The following is a 14909-nucleotide window of genomic DNA, read 5'->3' on the forward strand; positions in this document are numbered from 1 at the left end:
ACGCCCACCCGAGGCTCAACATGAACGCATTACCCATCATCGATATAGCCCCGCTCTACAGTAACGACGCTTCGGCCTGGCCGGCCGTGGCCGAGCAGATCGACAACGCCTGCCGCACCTGGGGCTTTTTCTATATCGTCGGCCACCCCATCAGTGATGAGCGCATCGACGCCCTGCTCAGCGCCGCGAAAACCTTCTTCGCAATGCCCGCCGAGGAAAAACTCAAAATCGATATCACCCAGACCGCTCACCATCGCGGTTATGGTGCCATCGCCACCGAGCAGCTCGACCCGAGCAAGCCGAGCGACCTGAAGGAAACCTTCGACATGGGTTTCCATATGCCGGCTGATCACCCCGAGGTGCTGGCCGGCAAACCCTTGCGTGGGCCGAACCGTCACCCGGACACGCCCGGCTGGGCCGAGCTGATGGAAGCCCACTACGCCGACATGCAGGATCTGGCCAAGACTCTGCTGCGCGCCATGGCCATGGCGCTGGACATCGAGCACGATTTCTTCGACGCGCGCTTCCATGAGCCGATCAGCGTGCTGCGCATGATCCACTACCCGCCGCGCCACACCGCCAGCAGCAGTGATCAGCAAGGCGCTGGCGCGCACACCGATTATGGCTGCATCACCCTGCTCTATCAGGACGACGCCGGCGGCCTGCAAGTACGTGCGCGTAACGGCGAGTGGATCGACGCGCCGCCGATTGCCGGCAGCTTCGTGGTCAATATTGGCGACATGATGGCGCGCTGGAGCAACGACCGTTACACCTCAACGCCGCACCGGGTGATCAGTCCGCTGGGGGTGGATCGCTACTCCATGCCGTTCTTCGCCGAGCCGCATCCCGGCACCCTGATCGACTGCCTGCCGAACTGCTCCAGCGTCGACAACCCGGCCAAGTACACACCGGTGACCAGCGCCGAGTACCTGTTGTCGCGCTTCGCCGATACCTATGCCTATCGGCGCGAGGAGGCACAAGGCTGATTGCCGCGTAGGGTGGATGACGCCTTTTTCATCCACCGTTTCAGCATCGGAGCCTGCACATCGGTGGACATGAAAAGCGATGTCCACCCTACGCAGCCGGCCAGGTGGCGCAGCATGATCCTGTCCGAGCGGTTAAACTTTGCCGATCCCCAAGCCTGATAACGAGAACCCGACCATGCCCGAATGGCTCAACGCCCTGCCCAAGGCCGAACTGCACCTGCATCTGGAGGGCTCGCTGGAGCCCGAGCTGCTGTTCGCCCTGGCCGAACGCAACCAGATCGCCCTGCCCTGGGCTGACGTCGAGACCCTGCGCGCGGCCTATGCCTTCAACAACCTGCAGGAGTTTCTCGACCTGTATTACGCCGGCGCCAACGTGCTGCGTACCGAGCAGGATTTCTACGACCTGACCTGGGCCTACCTGCAACGTTGCAAGGCGCAGAACGTCATTCACGTCGAACCCTTCTTCGACCCACAAACCCACACCGACCGTGGCATTCCCTTCGAGGTGGTGCTGCGCGGCATCCAGCAGGCGCTGCGCGATGGCGAGCAGCAACTGGGCATCAGCCATGGGCTGATCCTCAGCTTCCTGCGCCACCTCCCCGAAGAAGAGGCATTCAAGACCCTGGAGCAGGCCATGCCGTTCCGCGATGCCTTCATCGGCGTCGGCCTCGACAGCTCGGAAAAGGGCTTCCCACCACGGCTGTTCGAGCGCGTGTTCGCCAAGGCGCGCAGCGAAGGCCTGCATTCCGTCGCGCATGCCGGTGAGGAAGGCCCGCCCGAGTACATCTGGGAAGCGCTGGATCTGCTCAAGATCGAGCGCATCGACCACGGCGTGCGCGCCATCGAGGACGAGCGGCTGATGCAACGCATCATCGACGAGCAGATTCCGCTGACCGTCTGCCCGCTGTCGAACATCAAGCTCTGCGTGTTCGAGCAGATGAGCCAGCACAACATCCTCGAAATGCTCGAGCGTGGCGTGAAGGTGACGGTGAACTCGGATGACCCGGCCTACTTCGGCGGCTATGTCGGCGAGAATTTCGCCGCCCTGCACGATCATCTGGGCATGACCGAAGCCCAGGCCAGGCGCCTGGCACAGAACAGCCTGGACGCACGCCTGGCCTGACCATCACCCGCGGCATACCACCGATCCATCTGTGGATTACAGAGGCATGCCGGCGGTGGCACAATAATGGCATCGACCACGCCGTTATCTGCCACTGCCGAGCAGCAGCATGCCTCCTAGCCTCACCCGTTTCACCCTCCTCTGGCTGTTTCTGCTGCCCTGCGCACTGTGCAGTGCGGAGCCTTTGCGCATCGTGACCGAGGAACTGCCGCCCTACAGCATGACAGTCAACGGCAAGCCGGGCGGCATGGCCACCGAAGTGGTGCAGGCCGTGCTCGATGAAATGGGCGAGCCCAGCAACATCCAGGTGATGCCCTGGGCAAGGGCCTATGACATCGCCCTCAACGGTCGCAACGTACTCATCTATTCACTGGCCCGCACGCCGGCTCGCGAACCGCTGTTCACCTGGGTGGAGCCCATCGCCTCGGGGCACTGGAAGCTCTACAGCCTGGATCCCAACCTGCGCCTGAATAGCCTCGACGAGGCACGCCGCTACCAGATCGCCACGGTGAAGGACGACGTCGGCGAGCAATTTCTTATCGATAACGGTTTCGAAATCGGCAAGAACCTGCAGTCGAGCAACCGCTACGACATCAACTACGAAAAGTTGCGCATGGGCCGGATCGACCTGTGGATCGTCAACGAAACCAACGCCAACTACATCGTCAAGCAACTGGGCCAGGATCCCGTCCAAACGCTGCACCCGGTACTCGATCTCGACAGCCTCGGCGGTAATGGCCTGAACATCGCCTTCAGCCGCAATACCGCGACCGAGACCGTCGCGCGCTTCCGCCAGGGGCTGGAGAAGGTGCGTGCCAGCGGCAAACTCCAGGCGATCTACGAGAAATGGCAATGAAGGAAGGCCTGATCGCTGCAGGGCAAGACTCGCTGGGTCGGCGCCTGGTGCTGGTCACCTTGCTGTTTTGCGTCCTGTTCATCCTGCTCAGCACCTCGCTGCGCACCTATCTGGCCTGGAACAGCAACCTGAACAGCATGCGCAGTGAGCTGCAACTGATCGATCAGGTCTTTCGCGCCACCCTGTCCAAGGCCATCTGGGAAATGGATCGCGACACCCTGCAGACTCAGCTCGACAGCGCGACCCGTGCCGAGGCCGTGGGGTTGATTGAGCTGCGCATCCTGCGCGAGGGGCGCCCGCCCGAGGTCATCCGTCACGAAGCACCGGGCTTCCGCGAGGATTCACGTGCCCCGGAACTGCAGCAAGTACTGACCTACTCCCCTTACCCCGGCGCCGAGGAACGTATCGGCGAGTTGTGCCTGGTCGGCCGCGAGTCCCGGCTGTGGGCGGAACTGATCGACGATGTCACCTCGATTCTGCTGGCCCAGTTGCTGCAAAGCCTGATGATCGCCGGGCTGATCACCTGGCTGTTCAATCGCTCGGTCACCGTCCACGTCCGTCATATCGCCCGGCATCTGAGCCAGCTTTCGCCCACCAGCCTGACGAAGCATCTGCGGCTGCTGCGCTCACCCCGTCATGCAGACGAACTGAGCATGCTGGAGAGCGGGATCAACGCACTGCAGGACAAGCTTGCCACCTACCTCGAACGGCAGAATCACGCCGAACAGGCGCTGGCCGCGCACCGCGACAGCCTGGCCGAGCAGGTCGAGGAACGTACCGCCGAACTGCGCGCCGCCAACGAGCGTCTGCACGACCTCAATCGTCGTGACCCGCTGACCGGCCTGGCCAACCGCCGTCACTTCGACGAAACCAAGGCGCTGGAACTGCGCCGCGCCCGTCGCCAGAGCCAGCCACTGTCCGTGCTGATGTGCGACGTCGACCACTTCAAGCTCTACAACGACAGCTATGGCCATGCCGCCGGTGATCGCTGCCTGTGCCAGATCGCCGACCTGCTCAGCAGCCTGTTCAGCCGCAGCGGCGAGCTGGTCACCCGCCTGGGGGGCGAGGAGTTCGTCATCCTGCTGCCCGGCGTCAACGCCGAACAGGCCCTGGAGTGTGCGCAGCGTCTGCAGGCAGCACTGGCCGAACTGCACATTGCCCACCGGGCATCCGAGACGGCGCAGCACGTGACCATGAGCATCGGCATCGCCCAGCTCGAGACCGAGCCGGATGACTTCGAAACGCTCATGCGCCGCGCCGACGACGCCCTCTACCGGGCCAAACGCCTGGGCCGCAACCGCATCATCTACTTCTGACCAAGGAGGCTGTCATGTCCCCATGCCGTGCCATCTGGATGACATTTGTGCTGGCGCTCAGCGCGACCGCGCAGGCGCAGGAAATACGCGCCGTCACCGAAGACAGCCGCTATGCGCAGATTGAGAATGGCCGGGTCGGCGGTCCGGCGACGGATGTGGTGGAGGCGACGCTGCAGGAGGCCGGGCTGGACTATCAGCTCTCGCTGTACCCCTGGGCGCGTGCCTATGACCTGGCGCAGCAGCAGCCCAATGTGCTGATCTACCTGATCGCCCGTACACCGGAACGCGAAGAGCGCTTCAAATGGGTCGGTGAGGTGATCCGCTACCAGTTCAACTTCTACAAGCTGCGCAGCCGCGAGGATATTCAGGTCAATTCGACGGACGATGCCCGACGCTATCTGGTCGGAGTGGTACGTGACGATGTGCGCCACGACCAGCTCATGGCTCAGGGTTTCACCAAGCTCGCGCTGGCGCCACAGAACCTCGACAACATGCGCCGTCTGGTCAATGGCCAGATCGAACTGCTGCCGTTGATCGAAGCCGACGCCCGGCGCTTGAGCGTGGAGGTCGGTAGCCAGTACAGCGACCTGGAAAAGCTCGCCACGCTGGATGTCGGCAGCGGCGGTTTGTACCTGGCCTACAGCCTGGCGACGGACGATGCCACCGTCGAGCGCACCCGCCAGGCTTTCGAACGCATCCGCAGCAGCGGTGAGCTGCAGCGCCTGATGGCGCCGGTTATGGCCTCGCCCGAAGCTCAGTGATCCAGTCGGCGGCGTTTGCCGGTGATCATCGACAACGGCAGGTTTTCACGTAGCCGGTGGCTCTCGTACAGGGCTGCAGCGATATGCAGGCCCACCAGGCCCATCAGGGCATTGGCGAAGAATGCGTGAATCTCTTGTGGCAGGTCGGCGCCCCAGAAGTAGTCGACCTCCTCCATCAGAAAGCCGGTCACGCCCAGGCCGAGCATCAACGCCATCATCAGGATCATCACCAGTGCGCCCAGGGGCGAATGGCCGAGGCGGTGGTAGGGCTCACCGGAAACCAGTGCGCGCAGGTGAGCCCCGACGCGCGTCGGAGTCGGCCAGAAATCCGCCCAGCGCGCTGCCGGCGTACCGACGAAGCCCCACACCAGACGAATCGCCAGCCAGGCCACGGCGTAGTAGCCGAACCAGCGATGCCAGTCCTCGCCTTCTTCGGTGAAGAAGTAGTTGGCCAGGAAAGCGCCGGCCAGGGACCAGTGGAACACACGCACCACTGGATCCCACAAGCGCACGGTCGAGGTGCTCATCAGCCTTCCACGTTGCTCTTGACCGGCTTGCCGCTGACCGGATCGAAGTAGATCTCGACCTTCTTGCCATCCTTGTCATGGCCGTAGATTTCGTAGCAGTTGCCGCCGGTGACCTTGAACTTCTTGATCTCGTAACCCTGGGCTTTCAGGTCAGCCTGGAACTTGTCCTGATCCTGCCACTGGGCCTTGTCGGCGGTGGTGCATTCGGTGGCGGCGAAGGTCAGTGGGCTGGCCAGGGCCAGAGACAGCAGAAGCAGTTTGCGCATGGTGGAGTCCTCTCGGGAGCAGGGAAAAGTGGGTCTGCGGGGACTACTTTCGCGCCGCAACCTTAAGGCCGTATTAGCACGCGAAAAAATCGTAGCCCGGATGCAATCCGGGGAGTTCCGCAGAGATCCCCTCTCCCCCAGCCCCTCTCCCATGAATGGGAGAGGGGAGCAACGGCACTGAAGCGTCAGAAGTCGAAATCGACCTTGGCCCAGAGCGTGCGGCCCGGCTCGTCGATGCGCGTGTCGGCGGGGAAGCCGAAGCCAGCGTCACCAGCCAGGTTGAGGTGCTCGGCGTAGTTCTTGTCGAGCAGGTTATCCACACCGGCACTGAGCTTGACCTGCTGGCTGACGCGGTAGGCAGCGTTGAGCGAGAGCACACCGAAGCCAGCGCTGTCACCGAAGTCCTGCCCCACCACGTTGCCGCGCCCTTCGGCGATGCGCCCCTGACCGTCGACCACACGCCACAGGGCGCCGACGCTCCAGTCATCGCGCGCATAGGTCAGGCCCAGGCGTGCTTCCAGCGGCGGCATCTGCGGCAAGGCTTCGCCATCGCTGCTGTTCTTGCCCCAGGCGTAGGCCAGGGTGGCGTCGGCCTTCCAGTTGGAAGCGAAGGCATAGGCCACACCCAACTCGCCACCCATGATGCGCGCGTCGACGTTGTCGGCCTGCGTGCTCATGCCACGGTAGTCGAACAGGATGTAATCGCGGATCTGCCCGGCATAGGCCGAGGCCCAGGCCTGCAGCTTGTCGTCCTGGTACTGGATGCCGATATCGAGCTGGGTGGTCTTCTCCGGCTCGATGCCAGCGAAGGCGTTATCCGCACCAGCCGGGCCATTGAGACCGGCGGAGAACAGTTCCCAGTAATCGGGGAAACGCTGCACATGGCCGATGCCGGCATAGACCGTGGTCGGCGAACCGGCCAGGTCATGCTCGTAACGCACGAAGCCGCTGGGCAGAGTATCGGCGCGGGTTTCATCTGCCGTCGGGTTGGCCGTGGTCATGCCCATCATGCTGGTGAAGCTTTGCCGGTAATCCTTGGCCGAAGAACGATCCAGGCGTGCACCGGAGACCAGCCGATCACGCTCGGCCAGGCTCCAGGTGGATTCGGCGAACACACCGTAGTTGTGCATCACCGCGTCCTTGTCCCAGGGGAAGCGATCCGCGTCGACATAGGGCATGCCCATCATGCCGCCGCTGGAGCTGCGCTGACGGTGTTCGCTGCGCTGCGCGTCGATGCCGGTGATCAATTCGACGTCGTCCCACTTCCAGGTCGCCGCCAGGCGTGCACCGAGGGTGCGACGGTCGACCTGCGCCGCCATCGGCCCGGCCATCATGCTGGTGGGATCCGGCACGCGCAGGCGGAAGTTGTCCATGATGTGGTCGGCGTAGTTGTAGTAGACCTTGGCCTCGAGCTTATCCAGCACGCCACCGAGGTTGCTGCGCTCGATGCGCAGGCCAAGGCTTTCGCGCTTGAACTGGGTGCCGTCCATACCACGGCCACCGTAGCGCGCTTCGCCATCGCCACGCCCAGCCGTAAGTTCGACCAGGGTATCGGCATCCGGCGTCCAGCCGAGGGCCACGTCGGTGTTCCACTTGTTCCAGCGTGAGGCGATGGTGTCGCCGTCACCGTTGTCGTAATCGTCCGACTGCGAGCGGTTGCCCATCACCCGCAGGTAGCCCTGCTCGCCGCCAACGGCGCCATCGATCAGGCGGTCGAAACGGCCGTTGGAGCCTGCCAGCACGCTGGCGTGCAGGCGCGCCCCCAGTTCGCCGAAGTGCTCCGGTTCGCGGTCGAAACGCACCACCCCAGCCGAGGCGCCAGGGCCCCAGATCACCGTCTGCGGGCCCTTGGTCACGGTCAGCCGATCATAGGTTTCCGGCGCGATGTAGGAACTGGGCGCATCCATCCGCCCGGGGCAGGCGCCGATCATCTGCCCACCATCGGTGAGCAGCAGCAGACGCGAACCGAACAGCCCGCGCAGCACCGGGTCGCTGTTGCTGCCACCGCTGCGGATGGCCGAGAAGCCAGGGATGGTCTTGAGATAGTCGGCCGCATCGCTGGCCGGCACCGGCTGGCGCGCGTCCTTGGGATCGGCCACCACGGTCAGCGGCGAGGCCTGCTGCACGGCGGTGATGACGGTGGGCGGCAGCTCGGCATCGGCCTCCTCGGCCATGACCGGTGCGATGACGCACAGACCACAGGCTACGGCGAAGGCCTGGCACCAGCGTAGGCGGTCAGCGGACAGGGTGAAACGAAACGATGCGGAGCCTTGGCCCCGGATAGCAGGAACGAACATGGCAATACCTGAAAGTTGGCAGTTGTTATGGGAGGAGAGCCAGGCCTTGAAGGCCATCTTTCAGGGATGCGGAGAGGCTCTTGGATTGAGCGAGGGCCAGAGCTGACGGCGATGAATGGTAAGTAGCAGGCCGGATAGCGGACGAAGCCCCTCCGCGCCCAGCAGTCCAAAGAGCCCGAAGAAGGCCGCCAGCAGGATGGCGCTGAAGCTGGAGGCGATGATGCAGCCGCCGCCCAGCAAGCTCATCACTACGGCAGCGCCGGTGTCGGACCGGGAGCCCGCGCTAGGCTCAGCGTCAAGGCCACAGAACGATGTATCCACCCCGCTGAGCTGCAGCCCGGCCATCTGCCCGTGGCCGATGGCACAGACGAGCGCGGCGAACAGCACGCTGAAATACAGCAGCCAGGCTGTGCAGACGCGTGGCGGACGCATCGTCATCAGCGCAACCGATCACGCTTCAGCAACGCCGGCAACACCTGCTGCAAGGCCTGCTCGCGCAATGGCCCGCGTACGAAAGCGACCTGCCGCCCCAACGGGTCGATCAACCCCAGGTTGCCGCTGTGATCGACGGTGTAATACTCGCGGCTGGTGTCGCCCGGGATGAACGGCAGACCGAGCGCCGACGAGGCTTTTTGCACCTGCGCCAGCTCGCCGGTCAGGCCGGTGAAAGTGGCATCGAAGTAGCCCAGGTATTGGCGCAGCCGCTCGGGGGTGTCGCGATCCGGGTCGACGCTGACCAGGGTCACCTGCAGGCGCTCACGCAGCGCCTCGGGTAGCGCCGCACGAATACGCTTGAGCTCGCTCAACGCGGTGGGGCAGATGTCCGGACAGAAGGTGTAGCCGAACAGCACCAGCGTCCATTTGCCCTGAAAGAAGGCCGGCGTGAACGGCTGCCCGCTAGCGGTCGTCAGGCTTACGTCCGGCAGCGCGCGGGGTGCCGGCAGCGGCACGATGCCTGCGGTGGTCAGCCGTGCGGCATCGTCTGCCGGGGCAAGCGACAGCGCAGCAGTGCCGCCGAGAGTCAGCATCAGCAGGCACAGCCCAGCCAGCATGGCACGACGGCTGACACGAAGAACGGCGAGAGCGTCTCGCCACGCGGCTGAGGCGCGCGAACCCTTTACTTGGACATCCACTCGATCACGGCCTTGTAGTCCTCTGCGGAGCAGTCCATGCACAGGCCGCGTGGCGGCATGGCGTTGAAGCCTTCGCTGACGTGCTTGACCAGGGTGTCACTGCCTTGCGCCAGGCGTGGTGCCCAGGCGGCGCTATCGCCTTTCTTTGGCGCTTGAGGCAACTGGCCGTTGTGGCACATGCCGCAAGCGCGGTTGAACACCGCCTCCGGTTCCTGAGCGGCCTGGGCCATGCCCACCAGACCGAGGGCAGCGACGAGCAGCGTAACTGTTTTCATGGTTCAGGCCTCGCGATCAAAACTGTTGTTCTTGTGTGGGCAGCCTGGCGCGCCAGGTGCAAGAAAACGGGCCCTCCCCTGCGGGAGAGCCGTCATCGAACGTGGTCGACAAAGTGGGCTTCGGGCTTAACCGTGGATGCCAGACGAAACTGCCCCAACCCGAAGTCCGCACATGCTATGGGGCCATCCCTGCCCTCTCAACTGCGACAACCCGCCACGCCGCGCCCGGGAAACCCGTGCTCATGGCGCCTGACTCAAGCTGTGGCGGTTTGTCGCAGCGTTTTATTCGGCAATCCGCAGCCAACGATGGAAACCCGCCACACCAGCGCGGCTCAGCGGCGACCAGGCGAAGTCGAAACGCGCCGGTGGCAGCACCTGAATGTCGTCATCCAGCACCGCGCCCGGATCCTTCCAGTCGATCAGCGTCAACGGCCGCACGCTGCAGGCCAGCAGGATGCCCTGCGCCAGGCTGGTGTCATGGGTGACCCAGCGCGCGGCGGCAGCCGACAGCAGGCTCTCCACCTGCGCGGTGGTGACGCGAGGCGCATAGTCGGAAGCCAGCAGCCAGCGGCAGACGCTGATGTGGAAGGTCCAGTCCTGCGCCGGCTGGTGACGGTAAGCCCAGATCATGAAGCTGCGGAACAGATTCAGCCCTTCCGGTGGGTCGAGCTTGAGCAGATTGGGGCACAGGTCGTAGAGCAGGTGCCAATAGGGCAACAGCCCGGAGTCCAGCGCGATGAAGGAGCGGGCGTTGCTCGGGTAATCGGGAAACAGCGCCTCGCCAGGTGCACGCCGACGCGGCGGCATGGCCTTGAGATGAGATGAACGCATGGGTTCAGCCTCCTGTTCATGTTCGGCCTCGATAGACGAGGCGACTGGAGCTCGACAAGCTCCGCCAGAGTTATCCGGCGAACAGGGGCGGTGCGCGTGATTGCACGGTGGGCAGGCGCAGCACAGGCGGCGCCTGCCAATGCAACAGCGGTGGCGCCACACCTGTGGCAGCCAAGGCGAACAGCGCCCAGTCCAGGCTGCCCAGCGCGGGGCTGTGGATCAGCAACGAGCAATAGGCGCAGGCATCCAGAGTGAAAGCCTGCGGCAGCGGCGCGGCAGGCGCATGCGTCTGCGCGGGGCCATCGTGGCAGGCCAGTTCAGCCAGCCACGACCAGTCCCGCGGCTCGGCGCGTAGCTGCGAAGCCAGCGGCGCCAGGGCGATCAGAACGAGTGCCAGCAACCCCAGTTGGGCGCCGAGCAATCGCCTACGTGCCGTGAAGGTCATCAGTGCTTGTGCGCGCCTTCGCCGTGTTCCATGCCGTGCTCATGCCCGGCTGGAGCTTCCTTCTGTACGGCCACTTGCACCTCCACAGTGCCGGCCTTCTCGAAGTTCAGGGTCATCGGGAAGCGCTCACCGTCCTTGGCCTGCTGCTTCAGGTTGAACAGCATGACGTGATAGCCCATGGGCTCGAACTTGACCTCGCCACCGGCGGGGATCACCACGTCCTGCACCTGCTGCATCTTCATCACGCCATCTGCGTGCACGTGCTCATGCAGCTCGGCCTTGCCGGCCACCGGCGTGCTGACGCCGAGCAGACGATCGGCCTCGCTGCCCTTGTTGTGCACCACGAAGTAAGCCGCAGCAGTCGGCGCCACAGGCGGCATCTCGCGCGACCAGGGGTGGTCGATATGCAGTTGGCCGACTTCATATTCATGCGCCTGGGCCAGCAGTGCCGGCAGCAGCAGGGTCAGGCCGAGCAGGGTTTTCTTCAGGGTCATGGGTGTTGCCTCCTTGTGGGAAAACGAAAACATCAGAAATCCAGGGTCAAACCGGCATACAGCGCACGGCCATCGCCGGGGGCGTGCAACGAATCATCGGCGCCGTCCGGGTCGTACCACACGTACTCGTAGTAGCGGTTGGTGACGTTCTTCATCTGCACGTCGACGCTGACCGTCTCGCTGACGCGGTATTCGGCGCCGAGGTTGAGCAGGGTGTAGCGACCATACTCGCCCTTGGTGTTGGTGCGTTCCAGGTAGTAGTCGCTTTGGCCGTTGACCCAGGCGCTCAGCTTGAGCTTGTCGCTGGCCTGATAATCGGCGCCCAGGGCGTAGAGATGATGGGGCACGTGATCCATCTCCTTGCCCTTGCTGGTGGGTAAGCGTGGTCCTGGCGTGAGGATTTCCGAGAACTGCCGCGAGTATGACAACCAGATGCGCGCTGGATCGCTCGGATACAGGTTGAGCTGCACGTCGTAACCACGTCGCAGGGTCTCGCCGACATTCTCCGTGTCGCCTGACGGAGCATTCAGACGGCGCTGCACTTCATCGGTCGCATGCTGTTCCCAGTAGGCTACACGGCCATCGAGCCAGGTTACCGGGTTGAACTTGATGCCGGTTTCCCACCCTTCGTTGATCGAAGGCTTGAGATCATCCTGCAGGCTGGCCAGTCGATAAGCCCCCGAACCGACACCTATCTGGAAGGTACGCCCCCAGTTGGCGTAGAAGCTGGCTTCCTTCCAGGGCGAGTAGACCAGGCTGAATTTCGGCTGTTTGATCGTGCCGAAGTCGTTGACGGTGGCGCGCTCACCGGAAAGCTGATCGTGGTAGTCGCCCTCGATACGGTCAACGCGATAGGCCGGGATCAGCTTGAGGCTTTCCCAGGGCTGAATCACGGTCTGCACATAAACACCGGTGGTGGTCAGGTCGAACACCTGATCACGTGTTTGCGCGGTGCGGACACGCTTATCCGTCAGGTAGCGCTCGCTGACCACCTCCTGACGCTGGATATCCGCACCACCTTCCAGGGCGAAGTCATACAGGCCCTTCACCTCGGGGCGCCAGGTCAGGCTGCTGATGGCACCGTACTGATCCTCGTCGTTGAAACGTTCCTGCTGGGACGAGGTGATCCAGTATTTAGTCCAGCGACGATCCTTGAAGTGGTTGTAGTAGGCCTTGCTCGACCAGGCCAGATCCTCGGCCACGTCCGTATCCAGGTGCAGACTGAGCTGATCCATGCTGCGCTCGCCCTTGTCGGTGGAGTTGTTGGCATAGGACTGGCGGGGATGATCATGCGCGTCGTCATGAGTCAGATAACCGGCCTCATCGGCATCGGTCTCGTAATGGCGGGCGATCAGCCCGGCGCGCCAGCCAGCATCGGCGGTGTAGAACCATTTGCCAGCGAAGCTCTGCCGCTCGGCATCGGCATGATCGCGATAGCCGCCGCTCTTCTGGTAGGCGACGAAGTAGTTCTGCGACCAGTTGCCCGACTCGATGCCCTTGACCGCCTGCAACTCCTGGGTGTCGAAGCTGCCGCTGCGCAAGCGCAGCTTGCCGTCGTTGCCACCGATGCGGGTGTTGATGCTGGCGTTACCGGCGATATTGTGCAGGCCGTAGCGCGGATCATTGGTGCCGCGCACCACCTCGATGTCCTCGATATCCAGCGGGAACACCATGTCGATGAACGGCATGTTGCCGTCATTGGTGTTGCTCGGGATGCCGTCGATCAACAGCTTCACCGCGTTGACCTCGCCCTCGCCGTTGAAGCCACGAAACGACAACTTGCCGGACGTGGTGCCCTGGTTGAACTGGGTCAGCATCACCCCCGGAACGCGGTTGAACAGCTCCCAGCTGTACTGCACGGGTTGTTTTTCCAGCACGTCGCTGCCGACGTAATCCACCGAACTGAGGATGCTCTGGCTCGACAGCGGGCCTTTTTCCTCACCGGAGATGGTCACGGTACCCAGCGCCAGGCCACTGTCGGCCAGAGCGGGAATGGCCTGCAGGCCGAGGGCCAGTGTGGCCAGATGAATCGAGCGTTGCAGCGTTTTTTTCGTCACTTGCATGTATTCAATTCCAGTTGCGGCCGCCCGCCTCGGCAGGCGCCGCCAAAATCGGTCACGGCCAGGTGTCCGAGTCGCACCCGGCCATATAAGAAGGTCAGGCCGACGGTGCGCTGGCTGTCGACTGGCGGCGCCACAGGCCGAGCAGCCCATCCAGCACCCAGACCAGCAGCAGCGAGGCGCCGACCAGGGGGAAGATCACGCCGAGCACGACCATCAGGCCGATGGCGGTCTTCCAGCGCGGCAGGTCGTGACGCAGCGGCGGCACGCCGAAGCGGCCAGCCGGGCGGCGTTTCCACCACAGCACCAGACCACTGATCGAGCTGAACAGGATCAGCAGGCAGATCGCCGCCATCAGCAACTGGTTGGGCAAGCCGAACATGCGCCCTTCATGGATCATCACGCCGGTCTCCACGGTTCTGGCGACCGGGCCGTAGTCCTTCCAGCGCACGTCGGCGAGCACCTCGCCGCTGTACTGATCGACATGCAGGGTGGCGTCGTTGCGTGGGTCGCTGGCGAACAGGGCGACGGTGTACACGCCCTGCTCACCCTTGGGCAGGGTGATGCTGTAGCCGGGCTGCACGCCCCGTGCCTCGGCGGTATCGACCACATGCTGCAGCAAGTGCCCGGTGCTGTTCATGGGCATCGCATGATCGCCATGACCAAGGTGCGCGGCATGCGCATCGGAAGCCGGTAGCGGCGCCGTTTCCACCGCCCAGGCCACGGTCTGCCGTGCGCTATTGTTGAGGCTACCGGTCAGTTGCCCGGACTTGGGCACGTCGTTCCACATGGCATCGGGAAACTTGTTCCACACCGCCGCGAACTGGTTGCCCCAGAAGCCGGTCCAGGTCATGCCGGTCATCAGCATCACCAGCAGAATGGCGCTGCCCCAGAAGCCGGTCACCGCGTGCAGGTCGCGCCACCACAGGCGCCCCCGCGCACTCAGGCGCGGCCAGAGGATGCCGGCGCCGCTGCGCCCTCGCGGCCACCACAGGTACAGACCGGAGATCACCAGGACGATGCCCCAGCCCGCCGCCAGCTCGATCAGGCGGTCACCGACGGTGCCGATCAGCAGGTCGCCGTGCAGCTTGCGCGTCGCCGCCTGCAGGTTCCACAGCGCATCCTGGGTGCCGAGCACGGTGCCGCGGTAGGGGTCGAGGAACAGGTTGAGTTCGCGGCCAGCCTCAGTGATGACGAACTGCGCACTGCGATCAGCGCCCTCCGGCGGCAGGTACTGCTTGATCGCGGCCTGCGGGTAAAGCTCGCGCACCCGCGCCAGTTGCTGGTCGGCGCTCAAACGCTGCTCGGCCACCGGTACCTGGCGCAGATCGGCGTACATCAGCTGGTCGAGCTGCGGCTTGAACAGGTAGATCAGCCCGGTGATCGACAACAGGATCAGGAACGGAATGACGAACAGCCCGGCATAGAAATGCCAGCGCCAGGCCAGGTTGTAGAACGAAGGTTGCGGGCGCACGGCTGCACCTGCGGGGGTGTCGGAACGCGACGACATGAAGCATCTCCCAAGTCGGCTGCGAATAG

At 64.0% G+C, this 14909-nt stretch carries 16 protein-coding genes; 5 read left to right on the forward strand and 11 right to left on the reverse strand.

Annotated elements, in window-relative coordinates:
* Window positions 1-20: 20 nt before the first annotated feature.
* The 5 genes from VC352_RS13910 to VC352_RS13930 all read left to right on the forward strand — a co-directional run bounded on the left by VC352_RS13910 (window position 21) and on the right by VC352_RS13930 (window position 5042).
* On the forward strand, window positions 21-986 hold the full coding sequence (locus tag VC352_RS13910; protein ID WP_322980152.1) for a 2-oxoglutarate and iron-dependent oxygenase domain-containing protein: 966 nt from the start codon (window positions 21-23) through the stop codon (window positions 984-986).
* Between the two features lie 175 nt (window positions 987-1161).
* Complete coding sequence (locus VC352_RS13915) at window positions 1162-2109, forward strand: adenosine deaminase (RefSeq protein ID WP_322980153.1); 948 nt, start codon at window positions 1162-1164, stop codon at window positions 2107-2109.
* Window positions 2110-2218: 109 nt separating this feature from the next.
* Entirely contained in the window at window positions 2219-2965 is a 747-nt protein-coding gene (locus tag VC352_RS13920) for a substrate-binding periplasmic protein (RefSeq protein ID WP_322980154.1), read from the forward strand.
* Entirely contained in the window at window positions 2962-4281 is a 1320-nt protein-coding gene (locus tag VC352_RS13925) for a sensor domain-containing diguanylate cyclase (protein WP_322980155.1), read from the forward strand. The genes VC352_RS13920 and VC352_RS13925 overlap by 4 nt, the downstream gene beginning before the upstream one ends.
* 14 nt (window positions 4282-4295) lie before the next feature.
* Window positions 4296-5042: a transporter substrate-binding domain-containing protein gene (locus VC352_RS13930; RefSeq protein WP_322980156.1), complete on the forward strand. Its 747-nt coding sequence runs from the start codon at window positions 4296-4298 to the stop codon at window positions 5040-5042.
* Here the strand turns inward: VC352_RS13930 and VC352_RS13935 are convergent.
* The 11 genes from VC352_RS13935 to VC352_RS13985 form a co-directional block, all read right to left on the reverse strand.
* Window positions 5036-5569, reverse strand: a complete 534-nt coding sequence (locus VC352_RS13935) for a cytochrome b/b6 domain-containing protein (protein WP_322980157.1) — start codon at window positions 5567-5569, stop codon at window positions 5036-5038. The two genes, VC352_RS13930 and VC352_RS13935, sit on opposite strands and share 7 nt — an antisense overlap.
* Window positions 5569-5835 carry a PepSY domain-containing protein gene (locus VC352_RS13940; protein ID WP_322980158.1) on the reverse strand — a complete coding sequence of 89 codons (267 nt, stop codon included), beginning with the start codon at window positions 5833-5835 and terminating at the stop codon, window positions 5569-5571. Before VC352_RS13940 ends, VC352_RS13935 begins: the two co-directional genes overlap by 1 nt.
* 185 nt (window positions 5836-6020) lie before the next feature.
* Window positions 6021-8132, reverse strand: a complete 2112-nt coding sequence (locus tag VC352_RS13945) for a TonB-dependent copper receptor (RefSeq protein ID WP_322980159.1) — start codon at window positions 8130-8132, stop codon at window positions 6021-6023.
* 60 nt (window positions 8133-8192) lie between these two features.
* Window positions 8193-8570 (reverse strand): DUF2946 family protein, encoded by a 378-nt coding sequence (locus tag VC352_RS13950; protein ID WP_322980160.1) that lies wholly within the window; start codon window positions 8568-8570, stop codon window positions 8193-8195.
* Entirely contained in the window at window positions 8570-9184 is a 615-nt protein-coding gene (locus VC352_RS13955; protein WP_322980161.1) for an SCO family protein, read from the reverse strand. The genes VC352_RS13950 and VC352_RS13955 overlap by 1 nt, the downstream gene beginning before the upstream one ends.
* Window positions 9185-9249: 65 nt before the next feature.
* Window positions 9250-9540 (reverse strand): c-type cytochrome, encoded by a 291-nt coding sequence (locus VC352_RS13960; RefSeq protein ID WP_322980162.1) that lies wholly within the window; start codon window positions 9538-9540, stop codon window positions 9250-9252.
* A 282-nt stretch (window positions 9541-9822) separates the two neighbouring features.
* Window positions 9823-10371, reverse strand: coding sequence for a putative natural product biosynthesis protein (locus VC352_RS13965; protein ID WP_322980163.1), 549 nt, complete (start codon window positions 10369-10371; stop codon window positions 9823-9825).
* Between the two features lie 70 nt (window positions 10372-10441).
* Window positions 10442-10816 (reverse strand): DUF2946 family protein, encoded by a 375-nt coding sequence (locus VC352_RS13970; protein WP_322980164.1) that lies wholly within the window; start codon window positions 10814-10816, stop codon window positions 10442-10444.
* Complete coding sequence (locus VC352_RS13975) at window positions 10816-11310, reverse strand: copper chaperone PCu(A)C (RefSeq protein ID WP_322980165.1); 495 nt, start codon at window positions 11308-11310, stop codon at window positions 10816-10818. The genes VC352_RS13970 and VC352_RS13975 overlap by 1 nt, the downstream gene beginning before the upstream one ends.
* 32 nt (window positions 11311-11342) lie before the next feature.
* Window positions 11343-13373: a TonB-dependent receptor gene (locus VC352_RS13980; protein ID WP_322980166.1), complete on the reverse strand. Its 2031-nt coding sequence runs from the start codon at window positions 13371-13373 to the stop codon at window positions 11343-11345.
* Window positions 13374-13467: 94 nt separating this feature from the next.
* Window positions 13468-14880: a PepSY domain-containing protein gene (locus VC352_RS13985; protein ID WP_322980167.1), complete on the reverse strand. Its 1413-nt coding sequence runs from the start codon at window positions 14878-14880 to the stop codon at window positions 13468-13470.
* Window positions 14881-14909: the final 29 nt, after the last annotated feature.

It is taken from the genome of Pseudomonas sp. C11, from assembly GCF_034683865.1.
Classification (GTDB): domain Bacteria; phylum Pseudomonadota; class Gammaproteobacteria; order Pseudomonadales; family Pseudomonadaceae; genus Aquipseudomonas.

Bases quoted from the DNA above. Each gene is read 5' to 3' on its own strand.
- VC352_RS13910 (WP_322980152.1), top strand. From the start codon at position 21: ATGAACGCATTACCCATCATCGATATAGCCCCGCTCTACAGTAACGAC.
- VC352_RS13915 (WP_322980153.1), top strand. From the start codon at position 1,162: ATGCCCGAATGGCTCAACGCCCTGCCCAAGGCCGAACTGCACCTGCAT.
- VC352_RS13920 (WP_322980154.1), top strand. From the start codon at position 2,219: ATGCCTCCTAGCCTCACCCGTTTCACCCTCCTCTGGCTGTTTCTGCTG.
- VC352_RS13925 (WP_322980155.1), top strand. From the start codon at position 2,962: ATGAAGGAAGGCCTGATCGCTGCAGGGCAAGACTCGCTGGGTCGGCGC.
- VC352_RS13930 (WP_322980156.1), top strand. From the start codon at position 4,296: ATGTCCCCATGCCGTGCCATCTGGATGACATTTGTGCTGGCGCTCAGC.
- VC352_RS13935 (WP_322980157.1), bottom strand. From the start codon at position 5,569: ATGAGCACCTCGACCGTGCGCTTGTGGGATCCAGTGGTGCGTGTGTTC.
- VC352_RS13940 (WP_322980158.1), bottom strand. From the start codon at position 5,835: ATGCGCAAACTGCTTCTGCTGTCTCTGGCCCTGGCCAGCCCACTGACC.
- VC352_RS13945 (WP_322980159.1), bottom strand. From the start codon at position 8,132: ATGTTCGTTCCTGCTATCCGGGGCCAAGGCTCCGCATCGTTTCGTTTC.
- VC352_RS13950 (WP_322980160.1), bottom strand. From the start codon at position 8,570: ATGACGATGCGTCCGCCACGCGTCTGCACAGCCTGGCTGCTGTATTTC.
- VC352_RS13955 (WP_322980161.1), bottom strand. From the start codon at position 9,184: ATGCTGGCTGGGCTGTGCCTGCTGATGCTGACTCTCGGCGGCACTGCT.
- VC352_RS13960 (WP_322980162.1), bottom strand. From the start codon at position 9,540: ATGAAAACAGTTACGCTGCTCGTCGCTGCCCTCGGTCTGGTGGGCATG.
- VC352_RS13965 (WP_322980163.1), bottom strand. From the start codon at position 10,371: ATGCGTTCATCTCATCTCAAGGCCATGCCGCCGCGTCGGCGTGCACCT.
- VC352_RS13970 (WP_322980164.1), bottom strand. From the start codon at position 10,816: ATGACCTTCACGGCACGTAGGCGATTGCTCGGCGCCCAACTGGGGTTG.
- VC352_RS13975 (WP_322980165.1), bottom strand. From the start codon at position 11,310: ATGACCCTGAAGAAAACCCTGCTCGGCCTGACCCTGCTGCTGCCGGCA.
- VC352_RS13980 (WP_322980166.1), bottom strand. From the start codon at position 13,373: ATGCAAGTGACGAAAAAAACGCTGCAACGCTCGATTCATCTGGCCACA.
- VC352_RS13985 (WP_322980167.1), bottom strand. From the start codon at position 14,880: ATGTCGTCGCGTTCCGACACCCCCGCAGGTGCAGCCGTGCGCCCGCAA.